Here is a 23,709-nt window from a genome sequence, read left to right as displayed (position 1 = left end):
CCTTTTTATTGCCCTAATTTTATCTCATAATAATCCTTTGGTTTTAATAGAAATTTTAACACCTTAGTTGTATAAAGTACACGAAGTAAATTCGTTCTTTTTTTTTAATCAAAGGGGTTTTCATGGAAGAGCTAAATAAACAACAGCAAGAAGTAAACGAAAATATAAATAGTGGGCAAGAAGTTGATGAAACAGTGCAACACTTAAATAATCCAGTTTCAGGGCCCAAGCCAATTGTGAAAAAATACCTTAGTGCGGTACAGCAAGCAGTGGCAGAAGGAAATAAGTTTTATTTTTCTGATGGTGATGCCCGTGTTGAAATTAGGGTGGTGAGTGATGAGATTATTAGAGTTCGGCTGGCGCCTCATGGCGTTTTTCTCGACGATTTTTCATATGCAGTGCCTGTTGTAGACCAAAAGGTGACTACTTTTAAAATGGAAGACCGTGAGGACTGCTATACCGTTGCTACCAATACCATAACCTGTAATATCAGGAAAAGCGACTTTCATGTATCGTTTACAGAGAATGCAAGTCAAATGGTGATGAGTGAAGACGATTCGCCAATGCATTGGGAAGAGAATGTGGAATTTGGTGGCTATTATGTGTATGCGACAAAAAAATGCCTTCCTGATGAGAATTTCTTCGGCCTTGGTGATAAATCTGGGAATATGAATTTAAGAGGGCGTCATTTCCAAAATTGGAATACTGATGCTTATTCTTTTGGCTGGGATCAGGATCCATTGTATCGTACCATTCCTTTTTATACTGGTGTGCATCATCAAGCTGCATACGGGATATTTTTTGACAATACTTTCCGCTCATATTTTGATTTTGGTAAAGAAGACCATTTAAAAACCAGTTTTTGGGCTGACGGCGGAGAACTACAGTATTATTATATCCACGGTCCACATTTAATGGATGTGGTAAAAAGATATCAAAGCCTTACTGGCACCCACCCAATGCCACCAAAATGGGCACTAGGTTATCATCAGTGTAGGTGGAGCTACTATCCAGAAAAGAAGGTAAAAGAAATTGCTGATGGTTTCAGGTCCAGGGATATTCCTTGTGATGCCATTTATCTGGATATAGATTATATGGATGGCTACCGTTGTTTTACCTGGAATAAAAGTCATTTTCCAGACCCGAAACGGATGATTAAGGAATTGGCTAATGATGGCTTTAAAACTGTGGTGATGATTGATCCGGGAATTAAGGTAGACGACAATTACTGGGTTTTTAAAGAGGGTAAAGAGAATAATTATTTCTGTCGCCGTAGCGACGATTACTTTATGGAAGGGCATGTATGGCCTGGCCGATGCCAGTTTCCTGATTTTACCAATCCTGTAGTTAGAGAATGGTGGGGCAAATTGTATAAAGAACTGGTTGATATGGGCGTTGCTGGCGTATGGAATGATATGAATGAGCCTGCTGTGTTTGGTTCAGGTACTTTTCCTAACGATGTAAGGCACAATTACGAGGGATACAGAGGTTCGCATCGCAAAGCCCATAATGTGTATGGGATGCAAATGGTGCGCTCAACTTACGATGGTCTAAAAAAATTAATGCGCAATAAACGTCCGTTTACCATTACGCGCGCAGGATATTCTGGTATGCAGCGTTATGGTTGTGTATGGACCGGCGATAATGTAGCCACATGGGAACATTTAAAAATTGGTAACATCCAATGTCAGCGGATGTCCATTTCTGGTGTACCATTTTGCGGAACAGATATTGGTGGTTTTAGCGGAGAGCCGGATGGCGAATTGTTTACCCGCTGGATTCAGCTGGGTACCTTCTCTCCATTTATGCGCGCTCACTCGGCTGGAGATACTGCAGAACGCGAACCATGGAGCTTTGGAGAGCCTTATACCAGCATTAACAGGACTTACATTGAATTAAGGTATAGATTGATGCCTTATCTGTATTCTGTGTTTTGGGAGCACCATCGGTATGGATTCCCAATCCTTAGACCGTTAGTGATGTTGGAGCAAGAAAATGCAAGTACCAGCTTCCGTCAGGATGAATTTACATTTGGTGATAAGATCCTGGTATGCCCGGTATTAGAGCAGGGAGCTACCTCTCGCACGGTTTATTTGCCTAAAGGTAAGTGGTACAATTTCTGGACACATGAGGTGTTGGCAGGCGAAAGTGAGCATAATGTACAAGCTCCTTTAGAAAATATGCCATTGTTTGTAAGGGCCGGATCGGTAATTCCAGAATATCCGGTAATGCAATATGTAGGCGAAAAGAATATTGATGAAGTATTATTAAATGTATATTACACTGATTACGAAGTAAACTCATTCTTGTTCGAAGATCATGGGGATACTTTTGCCTATGAGCAGGATATTTATTCTGAGAAAAAGTTTAGTGTAAATGGAACCCAATACCTGCTTACAATTGAGCAAAGCGTAGATGGTTTATATACACCTAATTACGAGCTGTACGATTATAAAGTTATAGGGATACCATTCAATGTAAATAAGATTACGGTTGACGAGAAGGATGTTGCAGACTATCGCATTGACGAAAACAATTGCCTACGTTTCAAATCAAATAAGAATTTCACCACTATAAAAATATATAACTAATGAAGGAAGTGCTTGCGCATAGCTTATTCAGTGACTTTGACATTTCATTATTTATATCCGGCAAGCACTTTCGGCTTTACGAAAAGTTTGGAGCCCATCTTATCAGTGTTGATGAGGTAGGAGGGGCATATTTTTCGGTTTGGGCGCCGAATGCTCAGTCGGTTCATGTCATTGCAGATTTTAATGATTGGAACCGATCTTCGCATCCTTTAAATAGAAGACTGGATTCTTCAGGAATCTGGGAAGGCTTTATCCCTGGTGTGGGGAAAGGCGATATCTATAAGTTTTTGGTTAAAGGATTTGGGGGAGAAGAGGTAGAAAAGGGGGATCCTTATGCAAAAAGATGGGAACATCCACCTAAAACAGGATCTATTGTTTGGGATAATGATTTCAAATGGAAGGATAAAGGCTGGTTAAGCAAACGACCTAAATTAAATGCCTTAAATAAACCAATGTCGGTTTATGAAGTGCATCTTGGTTCCTGGCAACGGGATCCTAGCGAGCCTGATCGCGTATTGACTTATGTAGAAATCGCAAACAGTTTAGTACCTTATTTACTAGATATGGGTTTTACCCATGTGGAGTTGATGCCCATAATGGAATACCCTTATTTTCCTTCATGGGGATATCAGATTACCGGCTATTTTGCGGCAAGTTCCAGACATGGAACTCCTCAGGAACTGATGTATTTGATCAATGAACTACATAAAAATGATATAGCAGTTATTTTAGATTGGGTACCCTCGCATTTCCCTGGTGATGCACATGGGCTTTATCATTTTGATGGCACGCATTTATATGAGCATGCAGATATGCGCAAAGGCTTTCATCCCGATTGGAAGTCTTACATCTTTAATTACGACAGAAACGAAGTCCGTTCTTTTTTAATCAGCAATGCGCTGTATTGGTTGGATAAGTTTCATGTAGATGGCTTAAGGGTAGATGCTGTGGCCTCTATGCTTTATTTTGATTTTTCGCGTAAGTCTGGGGATGCTGCTACCAATGAATTTGGTGGCAGTGAGAATTTAGGGGCTATCCAGTTTCTCAAAGACCTGAATATTGCTGTTTATGGTAATTATGAAGGGGTGCATACCATTGCCGAAGAAAGTAGTACCTATCCCTTGGTTACCCATCCAGTACATAGCGGTGGACTAGGGTTTGGAATGAAATGGATGATGGGCTGGATGAACGATACACTAAAGTATTTTAAAAATGATCCTATAAACAGAAGATATCATCATTATCAGCTTACTTTTAGTAGTAGCTATGCTTTTAGTGAGAATTTTATGCTTCCCTTTTCACATGATGAGGTTGTTCATGGTAAGTCATCGATGATTTATAAAATGCCGGGAGATGAATGGCAGAAATTTGCAAACCTAAGGGTGTTATATGCCTATATGTATACACATCCGGGAACCAAACTGTTATTTATGGGTAATGAGTTTGCACAAACTCATGAATGGGATTTTAAAAGCTCACTGGACTGGCATTTACTAGAACATGCGCCTCATTTGGGTATGCAGAAGGCAGTTAGAGCCATCAATAAACTGTATACTTCTGAACCGGCTTTATATGAGCATAGCTTTTCGGCTGAAGGATTTGAGTGGATCAACGCTGATGATGCCAGACATTCCATCTATATCTACATTAGGAAAGGGAAAAAGGCAAAAGATACATTGATTGTAATTTTAAATCTAACCCCCGTTTATAGAGAAAACTATAGGGTCGGATTACCGTTTAAAGCCAAATGGACAGAGATCTTTAATACCGACGCGAAGGATTTTTTTGGAAGCGGAAAACTGAATACTAAATCAATTCAGCCCGAAAAAGTAGCTTGTCATAATAGGGAATATTCTGTTCTTCTAAATGTTCCGCCATTGGCAGTTACGGTTTTGAAGCAGGAGAAATAGGTTTCTTTTTTACTTTTATCAGGTAGTAAATGCCCAAAAAGGCAGTTAGGATTAGTGCGCCAAGTTTTCCGTAATCAGCCAGGGTATTGCCTGCAGGTTTTAGCGTTACTTTTTTATCGTAGCCCATGTAAACGAGTGCGTCCCAGTAATAAGGTAGATATTCCTGAGCAGGCCTTTGCTTGCTTTTTAGCCAATCTAGTTTTGCATGGTGTAATGCAATACTTATCGTTTGTCCCTGCAGCATATTGTTGTAACAACTTGCGGTAATTTCTGAGGCAGCCTGATCATTTACATTCCATAAGCCTGCTATTGTTCCTCCTGTTCCTATTGCTGCAAAGCCCCTGCTGAGGCTAATAATACCTTCACCTGTATTCATCATCCCATCGGCAGTGCGACAGGCGCTTAAAACGACTAAATCGGGTGCGTTTTTTCTGGCCGATAATTCGAATAAGAATACGGGTTCATCATCAAAAGACAATGTTGGTTCTTTTTGTACCCCTGATAAATAAGAATGCGTACTGATGTGCAATACATTGGCCTTGTCAAAAGCATTAAAAAAATCTTTTACGCGTGCATTCTCATCCATCATAAACTCACCTGCTACAATTTTCTCTATCGATTCGGCCTCCTTTACTACTGCAGGTATAAACTGTTTGTTTTTATTTTGGTGGGTCACAAATAAGCCTGCAAAGCTTTTTTCGGGATTGGATTTCTTGGCGGATTGGTTTAGCCAGGTTTGAATGGAAAAGGAATAGGAGAGGGAAAGGTCTTTAATGAGATAAGGCCAGTTGGCTATATCAGGTTGATATTTGTCGTTCGTAATCATCCCATCGAAAGAAAGATAGCCAATCACCTCATCAGGAATGATGATCAACTTTTCATTTTTAGCGAAACTAAATCCACCAAGCAAGGTTTTATAGATTTGATTGGCAGCGATAAAGAACGATTTGGGTTGATTCATCATGGCTGTAGGGCCATTGTGGTAATAGGTGTTTACAAAATAGGATATGTTCTTTTTTACCAGTTGTGCATCAGACACCCGCTTGATGTGTTTGACCTGTCTATTGTAAATTTCGGCTACATATAGATGTGAGCTACCTGCAAAAAATTCAATAAAGTGGGCTCTGCGAGGTAATTGTTTTAGCAAACTATTGCTGGAAATCTTAATGTCCTTATTTACGGCCAATGAGGGATAGCGTTGTGTTAGGAGTTTTTCAACAGCTTCCAATTTAAATTTAAGCTCGCCATTGCGTTTTTCTATTTCTTTCGGAGCTTCTCCACCTTGTAGAAGCTCCTTTTCGTTATAGGCTATGGCTTGCTCAAACTTTGCTTTCTCCTGAAATAATGGATCTTTTGTGGAAAATCTTAATTGCTGTTGATTTCTGCGAATATCGTCCAATAAAGTGCGCGCTCTAGTCTGTTCAATGATACTTACGATAATTTCCGCAAAATGGTGCTCCTTAGTTTTTGCAAGCAAGTTAAAAGCAATGGCAATTGCATTTTCTGCCATTTGTTTGGTTTCTGATTGGAAACGTTGTTTTGTTTTTACATCAGCAAGTTCGAAACGGATCTTATCAGCGGCGAGCAGAGAGAGTTGGATGTTTTCCAGCGCATCTTTGTCTCTGCCCAGCTTGCCATAGGCTAATGACTTTTGGTAAAATAAATCAACCAGACGGTTGTCGCCAAATACCCTTTCTACATTGATTTTTGAATTGGTATCGCTTAGCCCAAAGGTCCTTAATACCTTGTTGAAATAAGCAATAGCCTGATCAGGTTGTTTTTGAGCGAGTTTAATTTTACCCAGTTGGATATAGATATAGGCCTTTTCGCGCAGTCGATTCCCATTGTAGTATTTATCGTTAATCGCAAGGGCCTGTTGGTAGTTGTTTTGAGCAACAGTAAAGTGCTGTTGCTTACTCTGGATATCGCCTGCAGTGATATGACTGCTTAAAAGCCAGTAAGCAGATTCGAAATTTTGCTTAAGTAGTTTTTGGCGGGCAATGTTTCTTGATATAATTTTTTCAGCTAGACCGAGTTCATTTTTGTCAATATAGATATCTGCCAAAGTATTGTCAAGTAACACCAGTTCAGTAGATGCTGGAGTTGTTTTTTTAGTACCAAGGTAGATGCATTCCTCCGCTTTTTTAAAATCACCTAAAGAGCGGTAGGAGATGGCCATGTTGTTGTAAACCGAAACTGCTAAAGGATCATTGTGTTCTTTTAAAGCATGATTTAGTGTTTTTTGTTGAATAAACAATGCCTTCTCATAATCTCCCAGTCGGGTATAGTTGTTTGCCCATGGCTTTAAAACATATTCGGCAATCCCCTCAACATTAAGTTTATGCTCAACAACATAGTTATAGGCCTGTTCGTAGCAATTGATGGAGTTAAGGATGTTGCCAGTGTACATTTGATTGTAACCCTGATTACTGAGTAGCATTAGCCATGCTTCCTTTTCAGGTGTAGACCTGGGCTTGCGCCATCTTTCACTTTCGGTGTTCATTAAAAAGGGGAGGCTTTGACGAGGATTGACATAGCTGTAATCAATCCTTGTGTATAGCCAATCGGCAAGGTTGTCCTGTTTTTTTAAGGAGTCTAATGTTCTGGTAATAGGTTGGGGGATATTTATTGGGGTTTGGGCAGTAGCGGCAGTAAATCCAAAAAATGAAAGACAAAGAAGAAATATTCTCGCTAAAACTTCCATGTTAAATAAGTAATTAGCCTGTTGTTGGATCCTTGAAAGGTATATAAATACCTAAAACCAATTGAAGGTCCTACATGTACTTTTCCTACCTGGACATCTGTAAACAGCGTATTCTGGAAATCGTTAAAACTCTTGCTGATCTTGTCGAATGATTTTTTAATAGTAACCTGTTCGCCAGTGCCCGCCGCGCTTAAAAGTTCAAAAAGACCCTGTTTAGATGGAGTAGATTGCTCATCAATATTAAAAGAAACCAGGGTACCGATACCTGCTCCAAAGTATTTGTTGAAATTGTACCGCAATTGGAGGGGAACGATATTAATGGTTACCACTTTTACGCGTGCCATGCTATCCGCATATTTAAGTCTGGCCTCTTGTTGCTTGCCATTTACCACAATAGGAACCAGTCTATCATTGCCAGGAGTTCGATTGATCAGGTATTCTTTTTCTGCAAAAGAGCTGGCATATAACTCCACTTGCCAATAATATCTGTGTGGCGCGTAAGGGGCCAGGCTAACACCAAAAGTGATGTTCTTTTGACCTGAAAAGGGCGTGTTGCCATTTGTGAAAGGGAAACCATAACCGGCAATAATCCCAGGGGATAGTCCCATTTTATATCTTCCTGTTGCCCTATTGGTATATATAGGCTCATTTTTATCGAAAACAATGGCCGCGCCACTTTTAAAAGGGAGCTTTTTAGGTTTTGCTTTAAAGCCGATTTTATATTCGATAAAACCCATGGTAGAGTCAGCATCTTTTACACCCTTTTGCTGCATGCCGGGTAGGTAAATGTTATTAAATATAAAGTGTAGACTATCGGCTATGCTAGCGGTATCCAGACAGCTTTGATTGGCGTAAGCCTGTTTGCATAAAATCAATTTTGGCTTTGAATCCAATATTTCGATAGATCCTTTATCCAGTATTTCGCCTATGGCAACGCCAACATCTACCTTTTTTGCAGGACCTTTACCAGTATTTTGAAATCTTACCTTGTAAGTGAGTTTTTTGTTTTTTCCAGTAAAGCGAAAGTTCATCCTACTGTTTTTTAACATCATTTTGTTGGGGTCATGAGAAGCAACAATTTGAAGTTCAACGGTGAAGAACTCTGTTACTGCCAATGGATTGTCGGGAATAAACATACCTGTCAGTTTTACAACCGCATTCGTATCTTTAATCATCTCTGGAGTAGTTTTTAAATGTAGAAAAACAAACTTCTCTTCCCCTGATTTTAAGTTCTCAAATTTCCAGCTTTCACTTTTTCGATAGGCTAACATTTTCTCTTTAATCAGAGCTGTGCCTTCAGGATCAAATACGACATTGTTAGCTTCGGCAGCATTTGGGCCCGTTATTGCCGCATAATAAGGCTGATCATTGCTTAGTTTTAATGCCGCTATTGTTCCGTATTTATCAAGTGAAGCCTTCTTTTCATTATGGTAAGTCCGGGCTTCGACTAGTTCAAAGTTGTCTTTGTTAAATTCCTTGTCATTGTATAAAAGGGAGAGGGTACCATTAAGGCTTGCTACTCCATTTTCGGGTTTGTTACGATAACCGAAAACCAACATCATATCGTCACCGGGTTTGGGCATGCAATTGGTCTTCATCTCAACAGAACCTCCCGATTTAAAAAACTGCTGATCTGGACTTAATTTATTTGCCGCAAGTATGGGGCGACTGCTGCCTGGTTTTAAAGGTTTTGGTCTTGTTGGTGGGCGTTTACCATCATCATAACTATTGGTGGCAAATAAGCGTACATCGTATTTTAAAGTATCTGGATAGATATGTTGTGGCTCTTTTTCGAACGAGAACTGTCCGTCACCAAACTCCCAGAAGTAGCTGTAGAAAGGCTCGGGGGCACCGGCGATCTGACGAAGCGGACGCAACACGGAGCTGAATTTGACCACTCCATTTTCAATTGTATGGTTAATAATAGCCGGAACAGTATCCGTTGGCACTATTAAAGCTGGGACCGGTTTATTGACTACTGGATGTTTTGTTTGTGCAAAAACTCCGGTTACGACAAATAATTGTGCTAAAATAGTGGCAGAAAATAATAAGCGTAATTGTAGCGGTCTTTTCATATTAAAAATGAATTTAGCAATATAATTGTAAATCAATGCCTGTTTGGCATTAAAACGGGAAAAAGGCTGCACCATAAATATGATGCAACCTTCAATTGTGTGTTTAATAGGGATTTTAATAATTATCCAGACTGCTGATTACACCTTGTATGGTAGCTTCAGTAGTTTCTGTTAGGGTAAGTGTTAAGTTTTGGTTTGCGCTTATCGTGATGTCCTGAACCGCGTAGTAAAATCTACCATCTTTAACACAGAATGAAAGCATTTTACCTTGAGAACCAATTGGCATACTATTGTCGTAGCTTTTTACTTTATTAGGGCCATCAGCAGTATACAACTGAGCAACAACATTAGCTCCTTTCGCGCAGAAGTATACAAAGGTTTCACCAGCATAGGCATGGAAACTAGCCATTGAACCTGGGTTGTTTAGTACCTCTACTCTTACTGTTGTTTTAGGACTAGCGTTATTATAAAATATGTCGCAGTTGACCCATCCAAGACTTCCGAAGTCAAATGTAAAGGCAGATTGTGAAGCAGGTACTTCTTTCATGCCCACACCATTCGCGTTTCTTGGCGCTGCCCATGCCATTTGGTTAGCTGGTCCGGCCACAAGTGGTTTCTCTCCGCCCTGATCTACACCCACCCAAAGTTGAGTCGCACCATCTCTTTTAGCGGGAATAGCGATTTTAATCGGTACAGCAAGGTTTTGATCTACGCTAACACCGCCAGATTTTACATCGATAAAGATAAAGCCATCTGATGCTAAGGGAGCTCCTGATGAGTGGTTGGTATTACCACCTGTAAATATAACGGTGCTTCTTTTCAATACCTCATAAGCTTCAATTGTAACGTTGCCTGTTACTGGTACGCCACCCTTAGTTAGTGAGCCAACTGGGAATGTGATTTTTGTGCCATCCAATAAGGATACAGTTTGAGGAAGGGCGGAGGCATTGATCTCTTTAGTTTGTTTTTGAGCGCCAAATTTAGCGGTAAACTCTTTGGCTGTTTTTGCTGTGTTCGTGTCACCGTCGTTCGAGTTTTCTTTTTTACACGCTACGCCTAGGGCGATCAATACGATGAATAATGCTGATGTTAAGTTTAAAGTTTTCATGTTCATAGTTTTAAAAAATTGCTTACTCTATTATGGCTTTTCAGCGTTCGCCATTGGGTGATTTGTATAGATATCAATGGCAGTTAAAAAATGTTACCCCCCTGTTTTAATTTTTTTTATTGCGCTACCAAAAGAAGTTTTAAATTAGTAGCGATATGCTTGATTATAAATCCGCCAATGGCTAAAAACATACATTCAGACCAGCGTTATATTATAGGACTGGTAAATAATGATACTGTCATCATTAATGAGATTTATAAGCGTTGTGCAGCTAAGGTCAAATCATGGATCGTATTTAATAATGGGAGTGATGATGATGCTGCGGATATATTTCAAGAGTCTTTAATGGATATCTACAAGCAGGCGAAATATAAATCGCTAGAGCTTACCTGTCCTTTCGAACCTTACATCTTATTGATATGCAAGCGGAAATGGTTAAATGAAATAAAAAAAAGATCAATTCTACCGGTAACAAATAGCGAAGAGGATTTATTACATATCGGAGAAGATACTTTTGCTAATGCAGATTATCTGGAAAATCAGGAGGCGCAGTCGAAATTATTTTTTAAGGCATTCGAGAAATTAGGCGAACGCTGCAGAGAAATCATTTCATGGAGCATGAAGGGGGAGGCACAAGAAAAAGTGGCCGAAACGCTTGGTGTTACTTATGGTTACCTGAGGAAAAAGAAATCTGAATGCATGGCATCTCTGATAAAAATGGTTCAATCTGATAAAACGGAAGAATAATGATGAACGAGGAGAAATTATTAACTGTTGCCCGTTACCTTGAAGGTGATATGGAGCTTCAGGAAAAACAGGAGTTTGAAACTTTACTTCAAACAGATGGAGAGTTGAAAACGCTGTTGGCCGAGTATAAAAATGTTCATCAAACATTAAAGATGAAGATTGCGCCTTCTGAGGAGGATAAAGAAGTTGAAGCAACTTTAGCTGCATTTGGTAAACAGTATTTTAAAAATCAGGAACATCCGCCAGTAAAAGTGGTTAGGTTACAGTCATATTTAAAGTGGATCAGCGTTGCTGCGATTTTAGTTATTGGTTTGTTGGTATGGGCTCCATGGTCTGCTAATCTTTATGATAAATACAGTATCAGCAAAGAAATGTCGGTAGTAGAGCGCGGTGCAGACACCAAGAATAATCTTGAAAAAGCGGCAGATTTTTATAATGCGCATGATTTTAGCGCGGCCAGGGAAATTTTAGCGCAGGAATATGCGCTTTCCCCTGAAAATTCTTTAGTGGCTTATTATTATGGAATTACCCTAATTGAAACGGGTAAAGAAAATGATGCGAGAACCATACTTACAAAATTGTATGAAGGTGAATCTGTGTTTAAATACGATGCAGCTTATTATATTGGCCTGAGCTTCGTTAAGCAAAAGGATAAACAGCAAGCTTTAGTTTGGTTTGCAAAAATCCCTCAGGGAACAAGTAATTATGATAAGGCTCAGGAACTTATAAAAAGGCTTTAGTGAATTTTTCTATAATTAGCTATATTCAATAGCTAATTATAGAAGACAGTATGGATAAAAAGCACGCTAAAGCCAATAAATTATTTTTGATGACCGGCGCTATTGCAGGTTGGTTTGCGTTAATAGCACAGTTGTATCTCACTATCGTAAACAATGATATTCCCGTATTAGAGTCTGTTGTAAGGTATTTTAGCTACTTCACCATTCTTACCAATATTATGGTGGTATTGTGTTTTACATTGTTGCTATTTAATTTCAACAAAAACGACGAGCATTTTTTTTCGAAGCCAAAAATTTTGGCAGCTGTGACAGTTTATATTAGTGTAGTTGGAATTGTTTATAACCTAATATTACGGTTTACATGGGAACCAAAAGGATTGCAGCTTGTTGTAGATGAATTGCTGCATGCATTTATACCTGTTTTATATGTCGTATACTGGTTGATTTTTGTGCCGAAAAGCACATTGAAATGGAAAGATGCCTTTGCATGGCTGATTTATCCATTTGTGTATTTAGTATATATACTGGTCAGGGGGGATTTCTCCGGATTTTATCCTTATCCATTTATTGATGTGGGCGCATTGGGATACAATAAGGTGATGTTAAATAGTTTCTACCTCCTAATTGTATTTCTGGCGTTGTCGTTGATACTTGTTTGGATAGGGAGAAAAATGCAAAACGCCAGAAAAAGAATAAGTATTTAAAGTAAAAAAGGAGTTAGAAAGGTATACCTTCTCTAACTCCCTTTCGTTTATTTGGAAACCTATTTTTCTGGTAAGCCTCTATATTTTTGCATGGCTTTAATATTCGGATCGTGACCACGGAAATCGCGGAACATTTTTCCATAATCTTCTGTATTGCCACGAGAAAGGATCATGTCGCGGAAGCGTTGTCCATTCTCTCTTGTTAAACCACCATTTTCTTCAAACCAGGAGAAAGCATCATGATCCAGCATTTCGGTCCATAGGTAAGCATAATAACCTGCCGCATATCCATTACCCCAGATGTGTAAAAAGTAGCTGGAACGATAACGTGGTGGTACATAAGATAGGCTTAATCCCGTTCTTTGCAATGCTGTGGTTTCAAATTTATCGGCATCCTGCAAAGGCTCGGTGGCCGAAAGTTTATGCCATTGCATATCTAATGCAGCTGCCGCTAATACTTCTGTTAAAGCATAGCCCTGATTAAACTTAGCTGCTTTATTTATCTTATCAACCAATATTTGTGGCATTGGTTGTCCGGTACTGTAATGAATCGCATAGTTTTTAAAGACCTGCGGATTTACAGCCCAATGCTCGTTAAACTGAGATGGAAATTCAACGAAATCTCTAGCCACATTGGTGCCCGAGAGACTAGGATACTCTTGATTGGCAAAAAAGCCATGTAGGGCATGTCCAAACTCATGGAACATGGTAGTTACATCATCAAAGCTAATTAAGGCAGGTTGCCCGCCTGCAGGCTTTGTAAAATTACATACATTAAAAATGACAGGTTTGGTGCCCATCAATTTCGATTGGCCAACTACATTGTCCATCCATGCACCACCAGATTTGTTGTCGCGTTTAAAGTAATCACAGTAAAAAAGGCCAATAGTGCTATTGTCTTTATCGAACAATTCAAACACTTTCACATCCTTGTGATAAACGGGTAGGTCTGTACGCTCTTTAAAAGTAATGCCGTATAGTTGAGTTGCAGCGTAGAATACTCCGTTTTTAAGTACGTTATTCAGCTCAAAGTAGGGCTTAACCTCATTTTCATTTAAATCGTATTTGGCCTTACGTACCTGTTCTGCATAGTAATTCCAATCGTAAGGTTCCAGTTTAAAACCACCTTTTTGTGTATCTATTACCGATTGAAGTTCTGCTGCCTCTGCATTGGCCTTTGCTGTTGCCGAAGGTACCAGTTTAGCAAAGAACGCTTCCACAGCGGCTGGGGTTTTGGCCATTTGATCTTGTAATTTCCAGGCGGCATAATTAGGGAAACCCATTAATTTGGCTTTTTCGGCTCGTATTTTGGCGATTTCAACAATCGTTTTGCGAGTATCATTGCTGTCGCCTTTTTCCGCACGATTCCAGGAAGCCTCAAATAATTTTTGACGAGTAGCACGGTCGGAAAGCATTTGTAAAGATGGTTGCTGGGTTGTATTTTGAAGAGATAATAACCATTTTCCATCCATTTTGGCCGTTTTTGCAGCCTGCGCTGCAGCATTAATCTCTCCGGTCGATAAACCTTCTAAGTCTGATACTTTATCGGTAACGAAAGCGCCGGCTTTTGCTGCGGCGAGTAGCTGGTTAGAAAACTTTGCACTTAGCGAAGCTTCCTGTTCATTCAGTTTTTTAAGATTGGTTTTTGCATCCTCAGAAAGTTTTGCTCCTGCCAGTACAAATTCCTGATAATAATACTCCAGCAATTTGTTGGATTCCGCATCTAATTTAAGCTTTGCCCTTGTGTTGTATATGGATTCGATGCGTTTAAACAATTTAGCATTCAGATGTATGGCATCATCATGCGCAGCCTGCTTAGGTGCTATTTCTTCTTGTATCTTTTGGAGGTCATCATTGGTGTTGGCTCCTGTAAGTAAACCGAAAACATGGTTTACGCGGGTCAACATTTGCCCGCTTTTTTCCATCGCTACCAGCGTGTTCTCAAATGTAGGGGCCTCTTTATTATCTGCAATGCTGTTGACCTCATTTAAATGGATCTTCATGCCTTCCTCAATAGCGGGTTTAAAATCGCTATCCTTGATGTGATCAAAGTCTGGTACCTGATAAGGTAATGTACTCTCTTTAAGGAAAGGATTTGATGGGGAAAGGCTTGAATCAGCCGATGCTGATTTTTTGTTGCTGTTTTCACAGGAAGAAAAAATGGCCAGCAAGGCTACTAGTGGCAACTTTAAGGATGTCTTCATTAGGATATTGGTTTTCTTATAAACTAATGTACAAAAATTTGCGCCGATTAGTTTATGAGAAAACCGTACCTAATTCAATTGCTATTGAAATTCTTTAATGTCAACAATTCTGTCGCTGTCATGAAATTTCAAAAAGGTAATGCCTTTTTTATTCTTTGCCCAGATGTAGTTGTTTTTAACCCATTCGGTTAATTCGGCATCAGACTGAGGTGCTGGTTTAGCTAGTTTCTCATTAACAACTTCGTCACTTGGGTAATGAACCTGGTATAATGAAGAAGGGGTAAGGAATACTAAAGTAGTTTTATCTGGCGAATTTAAAATAAATTCACCTTGGATTCTTTCTTCTGGATTTTGTCTTTTAACCAAATTAACATTTGCATTCACGTTGGTGATGAAAAAATCGTTGTTAACCAAATATCCTGCTCTTCCCAGTTTGTTTATTCCCGTAGTGTATTTTGTATCCTCTTTTCCGTTCGAAGCTCTGTAAAGGCTTACTACATTTAGTTTGCCGTTTTTTAAGGCGATGATATAGGATGGAGCAGCTAGACCAGAATTGTCGGCCAATTGAACTAGAAGTGCAGTTTTTTGGGTGTTTATAAATTGAGTAGATGCAAATTTATCAGTTGCTGAATTTGGATCAGCCTTATTGACTTGAATTTTCACAAGCGTGTCTTTAAACTTTACGTTAAACTCCTCTTTGATTTCACTGGTATTCTGGTCTTTTTTCAAAAGGATTGTAAATATGCTATCCTTTCCATCATAGGATTCATTGAATTTTTCATTAGCAGTCAGTATCCTTGGGGTATAAGTAGCAGTAGTTTCCTGTTCTTTACAGCTAAATAAAAGTACTGACAGGCCGAGGGCGTATAATATGTGTTTCATAATGTTGGATAGATTTTTTTTTCGTGCAAAAATAACCTTTGAAAAGGAATATCCAATAGCTGAACAGGTTGTATAGGATGTTTGGGGCCTGTATAACAATTGTTTTACAGTAGATGCTCAATTGAGTTGGGCTTGTTGCGTTATTCGGTCGAACATAATACACCTGTAAGTATAACATTGCAAAACAAAGAAAGGGATGTCGCATCCACGCACATCCCTTTTCTAACCAAATATAAACCTGTATGAACGGGTTTTACTTTAAGTTTCCGTAGTATTCTACGAATTTAGCTAATGCAGAAGAATAGCCCCATTCGTTATCATACCATGAAACTACTTTTACGAAGTTGTCATTCAATGAGATACCAGCTTTAGCATCAAAGATAGATGCATGGTCATCTCCGATAAAATCAGAAGAAACTACTTCTTCATCAGTGTAAGCAAGTACGCCTTTTAAATCGCCTTCTGAGGCAGCTTTCATTGCAGCTTTAATTTCCTCATAAGTCGCAGGTTTCTCTAAACGTACAGTTAAATCAACAACAGATACGTCAGCAACAGGAACGCGGAACGACATACCAGTTAATTTACCTTTCAATTCAGGTAATACCATACCTACTGCTTTAGCAGCACCTGTAGAAGAAGGGATGATGTTAGAGAAACCACCACGTCCACCTCTCCAGTCTTTAGCCGAAGGACCATCAACAGTTTTTTGAGTTGCAGTAACTGCGTGAATTGTACTCATTAAACCTTCAACGATACCAAAGTTATCATTTAATACCTTTGCGATTGGAGCAAGGCAGTTTGTAGTACAAGATGCGTTAGAAACGATCGTTTGATCAGCAGTTAATTTATCATGGTTAACACCCATTACATAAGTAGGGATATCAGCATCTTTAGCTGGAGCAGAGAATACGACTCTTTTTGCACCTGCAGCGATGTGTTTTTCAGCATCAGCACGTGTTAGGAATAAACCTGTAGATTCAATCACAGTTTCAACACCAACTTCATTCCATTTCAAGTTTGCTGGATCTCTTTCCGCTGTAATACGGATTGTTTTTCCGTTTACTACAAGATGACCATTTTCTACAGCAATAGTACCATCAAAACGACCATGTGTAGTGTCGTATTTTAACATATAAGCCATGTAATCCGGCTCAACAAGGTCATTAATCGCAACGATATCTAATCCTCTTTTTAAAGCAGCTCTAAAAACCAGTCTGCCGATACGGCCAAAGCCGTTAATTCCAATTTTGCTCATTTTGTTAATTTGAATAGTAGTTTAATAAATTATATATAGGTTCCTTTGTAATCGTTGTAATCGAGAGCCCATGTTTCTTTGCAATTGCACGTAATTGATCCTGAAAACTTCCAGCAACAATACCTACAAAATGTATTTCTTTTCCGGGATGAAGTTTAACTGTTGGTAATAAATAAGTTTGAAAATAGAGCTCAAAAGCATTATCTATAATCTCCAGTATATATTTATTGTCCCTATTTTCAAGGAAAAAATCAAAGAAAGAACTTAAAAATAGCTGTGCCATTGGTTTTTTATACACCCTTTCCAGTATTTGTGGTCTGTCTAGATTGTATTTCAATTCAAATTGCTTCTGCAAATCAGCAGGAAGTTTGTTTTGAAGAAAACGCTTTAAAATTGTTTTTCCAAGATAGTTGGCTGAGCCTTCATCTCCAAAAACGTAACCTAGTCCAAAATTGTTTTTCTCTGGTTTTTTACCATCAAAATAGGCGCAGTTGGCTCCGCTACCTAAGATACCTACAATACCGCTGTTGTTAAAGCATGCTGAAATAGCAGCGCCATATAGGTCATCTTTAACCGTTATTTTACTGTGCTTAAAAAACATACCTAATGTGTTGGCAAGCTCTTCTTTTCTTTCGTCAGAAGAAGCACCAGCAGCAAAAACATAAATCTTTTTTATGCTTTCGGCATGATTGATTAGCGTAGCTTTTTTATTTAAATACTGAAGGATAGTCTTTTGGTCGTTAAAACAAGGGTTAATACCCGGCATAGTGCATTCGGCAATAGCCTTGCCATCTTTGGCAATTTTCCAGAACGCTGTTTTCGATCCGCTGTATACTATTGCTATCATGTTATATGGATAAAACTTTAGTCATTTCCAATAAATCACTTTCCAGTTTAAAAGTATGTCTGGTTAGTGCTTCTTCTATACTTGTTGTTTTAACTTCATTGCCTCTCAGACCTACCATTTGCATGGTATTTCCTCTTAGCAGTTCGTTAACAGCAGCAAAACCAAGTCTGCTACCCAGAATTCTATCAAAGCTACTTGGGCTACCTCCACGTTGAAGGTGACCTAAGATCGTTACTTTGGTATCATAATGATTAAAACGTTCCTTAACCTTTTTGGCTACATCATATGCTCCACCATCCTTATGACCTTCAGATACAATTACAATACTTGAAGTTTTTTTGGTAGACGCACCAGTTTCCAGTTGAGCGATCAATTCACTTAAACTAGTCTCTCTTTCTGGCAAAAGCACTGCTTCAGCACCACTAGAAATTGCACTTCTCAAGGCGATACAGCCTGAGTCACGACCCATTACTTCAATAAAGAATAAACGGTCGTGTGAATCTGCAGTATCGCGGATCTTATCAATAGCTTCAATAACTGTATTGATAGCCGTATCATATCCCAAGGTAAAGTCGGAACCATAAAGGTCATTGTCAATGGTACCTGGAACACCGATTACTCGGATGCCGAATTTTTCACCGAAACGCTTGGCTCCGGTAAAAGTTCCATCACCTCCAATTACAACAAGTCCATCTATATCGTGTGCCTGAAGATTTTTGTAAGCCAGTTCCAGCCCTTCCTCAGTTTTAAATTCTAAACAGCGTGCTGTTTTTAGAATGGTACCACCAAGGTGTATGATATTACTCACGGATCTTGCATCCATGGGAATAATGTTGTCATTGATTAAGCCCTGGTATCCTTGCATGACACCAAACATATTGATACCATTGTATATTCCCGTTCTAATCACTGCCCTAATGCAAGCGTTCATCCCGGGAGCATCTCCTCCAGATGTTAATACTGCGATATTTTTAATATTTGGTCTCATGATTTATAGTTACGAATATAGCGTGTATTTTTTACACTAAGTAATTTATTTTTAATTTTCCTAAGTTAATAGGAAACATGTGTATTTATTACTCTTTTTTTGTAAAAAAAAAGATAATGTGAGCTACAGATGTCTTTTTATGCTTTCTTTTGATAGGATTGATTTTGTTTTTTGCAGTATCAAAAGTTATTTGCATTTTGGTGTCAAAATGATTCTACAGAAATATAACGCGTGAAAAACCTGAAAATTTCAAAAAGATCTAGAATATTTAATATCTAACAATTAATGTTTTGAAAGAAATTTTGCCAAAATTTAATTCCACTTTCTCGATTGATTGTGTGCTTTTCGGATTTGATGAAGGAGAATTAAAAATTCTTCTAATTGAAAGGAACGAAGAACCCTTTAAGGATTGGTGGGCCTTACCAGGTAATCTGGTTGAAGAGGATGAGAGTTTAGACCAATCAGCTACCAGGATCTTACATGAGCTTACAGGCTTAAGTGATATCTATATGGAGCAGTATTATACCTTTGGTGATGTAAATCGACATCCACAGGGTAGAGTAGTAAGTATAGCCTATTATGCCCTCTTAAGATTAGGAGGGGATAAGGTTGTAAAACCAATAAGCAATTATGCGAAGCAAGCTTATTGGAGAAATGTTAAAGACCTGCCTAAATTGGCCTTTGATCATCAGCAGATCTTTGAAAAAGGAATGGAGAAAATCAAGCGGCGGATTAAACATCAACCAATTGCATTTGAACTATTACCTGAGAAATTTACTTTAACCCAGCTTCAAAACGTTTATGAAGTGATTTTGAATAAAAAACTGGATAAAAGAAATTTCAGAAAAAAGATGTTGAGCTTCGGCGTACTGAGAGATTTAAATGAAAAACAGTACGGAGTGTCATTCAGAGCAGCGACCTTGTACAAATTTGACAAAAGGAAATACGCTAAACTATTTAGCAAAGAGATCTCATTTTAGCGTCTTTAATAACCCTTCGATACTCGTTCGGGAATGGTCCTATACACCTAGGACATTGAAAGGAATCTGAAAGGAGTTTGATAGGACTTGAGTAGGACCCTAGCTCCTTTCGGATTCCTTTCAAAGTCTTTTTAAACTCCTTGTTGCATATAACCATTCCCGAAGGACTTCCAGAGTGTTTCTGTGCATACAAAAATGGCCGTATCATAATTGATGATACGGCCATTTTAGGTATATTATTAATGTAATTGTTATTTATTCACGATGTTGACATGGTAATTAACAAGGTCATCTATAGGAGAACGAATGATTTTTCCGATACCCATTTCATACCTGTCAGCCACCACGCTTAATATATCTCTGAAGCTATAGCCAACAGAACCAACGCAGTTTAATTTGTAATCTTTATAGTTCGGGTAGTGCGTAACCAGATTATCAAAAAATGCGGTAAAAGCATAGTTAATTGTATCGAAAGCATAGTCTTCGTAACTGTCCTTATAATCGTATACAAACTTACTGAAGCCTGCGCAAAAACGATTAGGAAGGGGTTTGTTATAGATATTGTCAAAAATGTCCTCATTGGTTAAAGCATAGTTGTCATAGAAACTTTCTCTAAGACCTTTAGGCATATAACCTTTCATGTAGTCGCTTAATATCTTTTTTCCGATAAAGCATCCACTACCTTCATCACCTAAAAAATAACCTAAGGAATCTATGTTTAAAGTAATGTCTTTACCATTGTAAAGGCAAGAGTTTGTTCCTGTGCCCAGAATTGCTGCAAAACCTGGCTCATCGCCTAGTAAAGCTCTGCACGAAGCCAAAAGGTCGTGTCCGATGTTGATCTTTGCATTCGGGAAAACCTGTTGCATAGCATCTGATACAATTTTTTTGTTTGTTTCTGTTGAACAACCCGCTCCGTAATAGTTTACCTCGGTTAATTTCTCTGTTTCTAAATGGTCTGGAAGAGACTTTCGTAAAGACTCAACAATGTAATCAGTTTTTGAAAAATATGGATTATAGCCTTCTGTATTGAAAAGAATTTTTCTTCCAGCTTCGTTAATTAAACACCAATTGGTTTTGGTTGAACCGCCATCTGCAATAACTATCATCTTAGTTCGATTTTTTCTGGATAAAAGTAAATAATCCTACCATTTTTGTACACATTTTGCTCATAAATTTATTTTTTTGGTTTTGGTTGTTTAATTATTTTTCTGCCTTTAAATGCTGAAGAAGCATGTTTTTTCGTTTTTCTTAGGTTAAGATATTGTTAAATAAACACTAAGCTAAATTACACTTGTTATTTTAAATTCCAAATTTAAAATTCCAGTCCAAAAACTAAGGGCAAAACTACGGGGATATGCTGTAAGTTTTATGCTTATATTGGTGGGTAATTTGAAAGTGCTTCAGTAATATTGTATAGAAAATTTATGCCCATGAAAATAGATCTGAGAAGTGATACTGTAACGGTGCCGGATGGTGGTATGCTAGAAGCAATGATGACTGCCAAAGTTGGTGATGATGTTTTTGGTGAAGATGAAACCGTACATGCCCTGGAGCATAAACTCGCTGCGCTCTTTAATATGGAAGCAGGCTTATTTTGTCCCTCAGGAACAATGACCAATCAAATCGCCATTAAATGTTTCACAAATCCAATGGATGAAGTGATATGTGATCAGGGCTCCCATGTATATCGTTATGAGAGGGGCGGCATTGCTTATCATTCTATGGCATCGGTAAGGCTAATAAATGGGATAAGAGGTATTCTTACGCCAGAGCTGATTGAGCCTGAAATAAATGAAGAGAATATCCACTATCCTAATTCCAGTTTGGTGGTGTTGGAAAATACAATGAACAAGGGGGGCGGCGCTTGTTATAGCCTGTCTCAGATAGAACCCATTCATACGCTTTGCAATATCAAAGAAATGAAATTGCACATGGATGGTGCTCGTATATTTAATGCCTTAACTGCAACAGGTGATCATGCATCGGCTTACGGACAGTATTTTGATGGCATATCTGTTTGCTTGTCTAAGGGGCTCGGCGCTCCAGTTGGTTCGGTTTTACTGGGCTCAAAGGAAACCATTAAGGAGGCCATTAAAATTAGAAAAGCCTTTGGTGGCGGTATGCGCCAGGCAGGATTTTTAGCAGCTGCGGGTATTTATGCCTTAGATCATAACATTCCTAAGCTAGCCTTGGATCATCAACATGCTAAGGCATTAGCTGATGCTTTGAGTAAGGTAAGCTATGTTTCATCAGTACTTCCTGTTGAAACTAATATAGTTGTATTTGAAGTTGCCAAGGGGATAAAACCTGAGAGCGTGGTGCATCATTTGGCAGAAAGCGGAGTACTTTGTAATGCTACCGGACCAAAAACGGTAAGAATGGTGACACATTTAAATATTTCTGAAGAAATGATAGATAGGGCAATCGAAAACATAATACATTTGCACTTATCAGCTCATAAATAACTTTCATCCATTAATGAAGAAAATTCTTATAGCCAACCGCGGCGAAATCGCATTGCGTATCATGCGTTCAGCCAGAGAAATGGGAATAAAAACTGTTGCCGTATATTCAGAAGCAGATCGCCAATCTTTACACGTATTGTACGCCGATGAGGCCGTATGTATAGGACCAGCACCCTCTAATCAATCTTACCTTTTAGGAGAAAAGATTATTGAAGCTTGTAAAATTACAGGCGCTGAAGCCATTCACCCTGGTTATGGTTTTTTATCTGAAAATGCAGGTTTTGCAAGATTAGTAAAAGCATCAGGACTGATATTGATAGGTCCTACACCTGAGGCCATGGAAATTATGGGTAATAAGTTGTCTGCCAAGGCAGCAGCGTTGAAATACCAAATTCCAATGGTTCCGGGGACAGAGGAGGCCATTACAGACATTGAAGAAGCAAAGCTAAGAGCTGTAGAAGTCGGATTTCCGATTTTAATTAAAGCTGCAGCTGGCGGTGGTGGTAAAGGAATGCGGGTAGTGGAGCAAGTATCCGATTTTGAAGAGCAAATGCAATTGGCCGTAAGTGAAGCGCAATCGGCTTTTGGCGATGGCTCTGTATTTATTGAACGCTATGTTTCTTCACCACGACATATAGAAATACAAGTATTAGGAGATACGCATGGAAATATCGTTCACCTATTTGAAAGGGAGTGCTCCGTACAGCGTCGACATCAGAAGGTAATTGAAGAGGCCCCATCCAGCATCTTAACAGATGAAATCCGCAACAGAATGGGGGAATGTGCGGTAGATGTGGCAAGGTCTGTAAATTATGTAGGTGCAGGTACGGTAGAGTTTATCCTGGATGAAAATCTTGACTTTTTCTTTTTAGAAATGAATACCCGCTTGCAGGTAGAGCATCCGGTAACAGAGATGATTACTGGTTTGGATCTTGTAAAGGAACAGATTAAAATTGCACGTGGCGAAAAGCTTTCTTATCAACAGGAAGACCTGGAGATTAACGGACATGCCATCGAACTGCGGGTTTATGCAGAAGATCCTGAGAATAATTTCCTACCAGATATTGGCACTTTACTTACTTATAAAACGCCTAAAGGTAATGGTGTAAGGGTTGATGATGGCTTCGAACAAGGGATGGAAATTCCAATCTATTACGATCCGATGATCGCAAAGTTGATCACCTTTGGTAAGGATAGGGAAGAAGCGATAGAAAGGATGCTTCGCGCGATTGATGAATACCAGATCACTGGTATACAAACCACCCTTAGCTTTGGGAAATTTGTAATGCAGCACGATGCTTTTAAATCTGGTAAATTTGATACGCATTTTGTAAGTAAGTACTTTAATGCCGATAGTTTGAAAACCGAAAATGATGAGGAGGCCTTGATGGCAGCTTTGTTTGCCGCAACGTCTTTTAAAAAACAAGGAGTGGTTCAGCAGCAACAAATCTCGCAGGAAAGCACGAGTAACTGGAGAAAAAATAGGTTAAATAAATAGTGAAATCG

17 protein-coding genes are annotated in these 23,709 nt (G+C 38.9%); 8 read left to right on the top strand and 9 right to left on the bottom strand.

Features of this window, described 5'->3' with window-relative positions; genetic code table 11:
- Positions 1-122 precede the first annotated feature (122 nt).
- Both BLS35_RS13340 and glgB read left to right on the top strand, forming a co-directional pair.
- Complete coding sequence (locus tag BLS35_RS13340) at positions 123-2,591, top strand: glycoside hydrolase family 31 protein (protein ID WP_090781753.1); 2,469 nt, start codon at positions 123-125, stop codon at positions 2,589-2,591.
- A complete protein-coding gene (gene glgB / locus BLS35_RS13335) occupies positions 2,591-4,501 on the top strand; it encodes a 1,4-alpha-glucan branching protein GlgB (RefSeq protein ID WP_090781751.1) in 1,911 nt (636 codons plus the stop codon). Before BLS35_RS13340 ends, glgB begins: the two co-directional genes overlap by 1 nt.
- Here the strand turns inward: glgB and BLS35_RS13330 are convergent.
- The 3 genes from BLS35_RS13330 to BLS35_RS13320 all read right to left on the bottom strand — a co-directional run bounded on the left by BLS35_RS13330 (position 4,476) and on the right by BLS35_RS13320 (position 10,388).
- Positions 4,476-7,205: a CHAT domain-containing protein gene (locus tag BLS35_RS13330; protein WP_090781749.1), complete on the bottom strand. Its 2,730-nt coding sequence runs from the start codon at positions 7,203-7,205 to the stop codon at positions 4,476-4,478. The two genes, glgB and BLS35_RS13330, sit on opposite strands and share 26 nt — an antisense overlap.
- Positions 7,193-9,280, bottom strand: coding sequence for a PKD domain-containing protein (locus BLS35_RS13325; protein WP_132225988.1), 2,088 nt, complete (start codon positions 9,278-9,280; stop codon positions 7,193-7,195). The genes BLS35_RS13330 and BLS35_RS13325 overlap by 13 nt, the downstream gene beginning before the upstream one ends.
- Before the next feature lie 115 nt (positions 9,281-9,395).
- Positions 9,396-10,388, bottom strand: a complete 993-nt coding sequence (locus BLS35_RS13320; RefSeq protein WP_090781903.1) for a hypothetical protein — start codon at positions 10,386-10,388, stop codon at positions 9,396-9,398.
- 177 nt (positions 10,389-10,565) lie between these two features.
- Between BLS35_RS13320 and BLS35_RS13315 the strand changes: the two genes are divergently transcribed.
- The 3 genes from BLS35_RS13315 to BLS35_RS13305 are packed head-to-tail and all read left to right on the top strand — an operon-like array spanning position 10,566 to position 12,579.
- Positions 10,566-11,135 carry an RNA polymerase sigma factor gene (locus tag BLS35_RS13315; protein WP_090781901.1) on the top strand — a complete coding sequence of 190 codons (570 nt, stop codon included), beginning with the start codon at positions 10,566-10,568 and terminating at the stop codon, positions 11,133-11,135.
- A complete protein-coding gene (locus tag BLS35_RS13310; protein ID WP_090781745.1) occupies positions 11,135-11,875 on the top strand; it encodes a tetratricopeptide repeat protein in 741 nt (246 codons plus the stop codon). Before BLS35_RS13315 ends, BLS35_RS13310 begins: the two co-directional genes overlap by 1 nt.
- 50 nt (positions 11,876-11,925) lie before the next feature.
- Positions 11,926-12,579, top strand: a complete 654-nt coding sequence (locus BLS35_RS13305) for a Pr6Pr family membrane protein (protein WP_090781743.1) — start codon at positions 11,926-11,928, stop codon at positions 12,577-12,579.
- A 59-nt stretch (positions 12,580-12,638) separates the two neighbouring features.
- Here BLS35_RS13305 and dcp read toward each other — a convergent pair whose 3' ends face one another.
- From dcp to pfkA, 5 genes are all read right to left on the bottom strand, one after another.
- Positions 12,639-14,783, bottom strand: a complete 2,145-nt coding sequence (gene dcp, locus BLS35_RS13300) for a peptidyl-dipeptidase Dcp (RefSeq protein WP_090781741.1) — start codon at positions 14,781-14,783, stop codon at positions 12,639-12,641.
- A gap of 81 nt (positions 14,784-14,864) precedes the next feature.
- Entirely contained in the window at positions 14,865-15,665 is an 801-nt protein-coding gene (locus BLS35_RS13295) for a hypothetical protein (protein ID WP_090781739.1), read from the bottom strand.
- 253 nt (positions 15,666-15,918) lie between these two features.
- On the bottom strand, positions 15,919-16,920 hold the full coding sequence (gene gap / locus BLS35_RS13290; RefSeq protein WP_090781737.1) for a type I glyceraldehyde-3-phosphate dehydrogenase: 1,002 nt from the start codon (positions 16,918-16,920) through the stop codon (positions 15,919-15,921).
- A 4-nt stretch (positions 16,921-16,924) separates the two neighbouring features.
- Complete coding sequence (locus tag BLS35_RS13285; protein ID WP_090781735.1) at positions 16,925-17,767, bottom strand: hypothetical protein; 843 nt, start codon at positions 17,765-17,767, stop codon at positions 16,925-16,927.
- Position 17,768: 1 nt separating this feature from the next.
- Positions 17,769-18,755, bottom strand: coding sequence for a 6-phosphofructokinase (gene pfkA / locus BLS35_RS13280; RefSeq protein ID WP_090781733.1), 987 nt, complete (start codon positions 18,753-18,755; stop codon positions 17,769-17,771).
- A gap of 290 nt (positions 18,756-19,045) precedes the next feature.
- Here pfkA and BLS35_RS13275 point away from each other — a divergent pair, with 290 nt between their 5' ends.
- Positions 19,046-19,735, top strand: coding sequence for an NUDIX hydrolase (locus BLS35_RS13275; protein ID WP_090781731.1), 690 nt, complete (start codon positions 19,046-19,048; stop codon positions 19,733-19,735).
- Positions 19,736-19,986: 251 nt separating this feature from the next.
- Here the strand turns inward: BLS35_RS13275 and BLS35_RS13270 are convergent, their stop codons facing one another.
- Positions 19,987-20,844, bottom strand: coding sequence for an N-acetylglucosamine kinase (locus tag BLS35_RS13270; protein ID WP_090781729.1), 858 nt, complete (start codon positions 20,842-20,844; stop codon positions 19,987-19,989).
- Positions 20,845-21,168: 324 nt separating this feature from the next.
- Here BLS35_RS13270 and BLS35_RS13265 point away from each other — a divergent pair, with 324 nt between their 5' ends.
- Together BLS35_RS13265 and accC are read left to right on the top strand one after the other, a co-directional pair.
- A complete protein-coding gene (locus tag BLS35_RS13265) occupies positions 21,169-22,203 on the top strand; it encodes a threonine aldolase family protein (RefSeq protein WP_090781899.1) in 1,035 nt (344 codons plus the stop codon).
- A gap of 13 nt (positions 22,204-22,216) precedes the next feature.
- Positions 22,217-23,701 carry an acetyl-CoA carboxylase biotin carboxylase subunit gene (gene accC / locus BLS35_RS13260; RefSeq protein ID WP_090781727.1) on the top strand — a complete coding sequence of 495 codons (1,485 nt, stop codon included), beginning with the start codon at positions 22,217-22,219 and terminating at the stop codon, positions 23,699-23,701.
- Positions 23,702-23,709 lie beyond the last annotated feature (8 nt).

This window comes from Pedobacter sp. ok626, from assembly GCF_900100435.1.
Classification (GTDB): Bacteria; Bacteroidota; Bacteroidia; order Sphingobacteriales; family Sphingobacteriaceae; genus Pedobacter.
This window is presented reverse-complemented; position numbering and strand designations above follow the sequence as displayed.

Excerpts from the sequence above, each read along its gene's own strand:
- accC (WP_090781727.1), top strand. The coding sequence starts at position 22,217 with ATGAAGAAAATTCTTATAGCCAACCGCGGCGAAATCGCATTGCGTATC.
- BLS35_RS13310 (WP_090781745.1), top strand. The coding sequence starts at position 11,135 with ATGATGAACGAGGAGAAATTATTAACTGTTGCCCGTTACCTTGAAGGT.
- dcp (WP_090781741.1), bottom strand. The coding sequence starts at position 14,783 with ATGAAGACATCCTTAAAGTTGCCACTAGTAGCCTTGCTGGCCATTTTT.
- BLS35_RS13305 (WP_090781743.1), top strand. The coding sequence starts at position 11,926 with ATGGATAAAAAGCACGCTAAAGCCAATAAATTATTTTTGATGACCGGC.
- glgB (WP_090781751.1), top strand. The coding sequence starts at position 2,591 with ATGAAGGAAGTGCTTGCGCATAGCTTATTCAGTGACTTTGACATTTCA.
- BLS35_RS13265 (WP_090781899.1), top strand. The coding sequence starts at position 21,169 with ATGAAAATAGATCTGAGAAGTGATACTGTAACGGTGCCGGATGGTGGT.
- BLS35_RS13330 (WP_090781749.1), bottom strand. The coding sequence starts at position 7,205 with ATGGAAGTTTTAGCGAGAATATTTCTTCTTTGTCTTTCATTTTTTGGA.
- BLS35_RS13320 (WP_090781903.1), bottom strand. The coding sequence starts at position 10,388 with ATGAAAACTTTAAACTTAACATCAGCATTATTCATCGTATTGATCGCC.
- BLS35_RS13285 (WP_090781735.1), bottom strand. The coding sequence starts at position 17,767 with ATGATAGCAATAGTATACAGCGGATCGAAAACAGCGTTCTGGAAAATT.
- gap (WP_090781737.1), bottom strand. The coding sequence starts at position 16,920 with ATGAGCAAAATTGGAATTAACGGCTTTGGCCGTATCGGCAGACTGGTT.
- BLS35_RS13295 (WP_090781739.1), bottom strand. The coding sequence starts at position 15,665 with ATGAAACACATATTATACGCCCTCGGCCTGTCAGTACTTTTATTTAGC.
- BLS35_RS13340 (WP_090781753.1), top strand. The coding sequence starts at position 123 with ATGGAAGAGCTAAATAAACAACAGCAAGAAGTAAACGAAAATATAAAT.
- BLS35_RS13315 (WP_090781901.1), top strand. The coding sequence starts at position 10,566 with ATGGCTAAAAACATACATTCAGACCAGCGTTATATTATAGGACTGGTA.
- BLS35_RS13325 (WP_132225988.1), bottom strand. The coding sequence starts at position 9,280 with ATGAAAAGACCGCTACAATTACGCTTATTATTTTCTGCCACTATTTTA.
- pfkA (WP_090781733.1), bottom strand. The coding sequence starts at position 18,755 with ATGAGACCAAATATTAAAAATATCGCAGTATTAACATCTGGAGGAGAT.
- BLS35_RS13270 (WP_090781729.1), bottom strand. The coding sequence starts at position 20,844 with ATGATAGTTATTGCAGATGGCGGTTCAACCAAAACCAATTGGTGTTTA.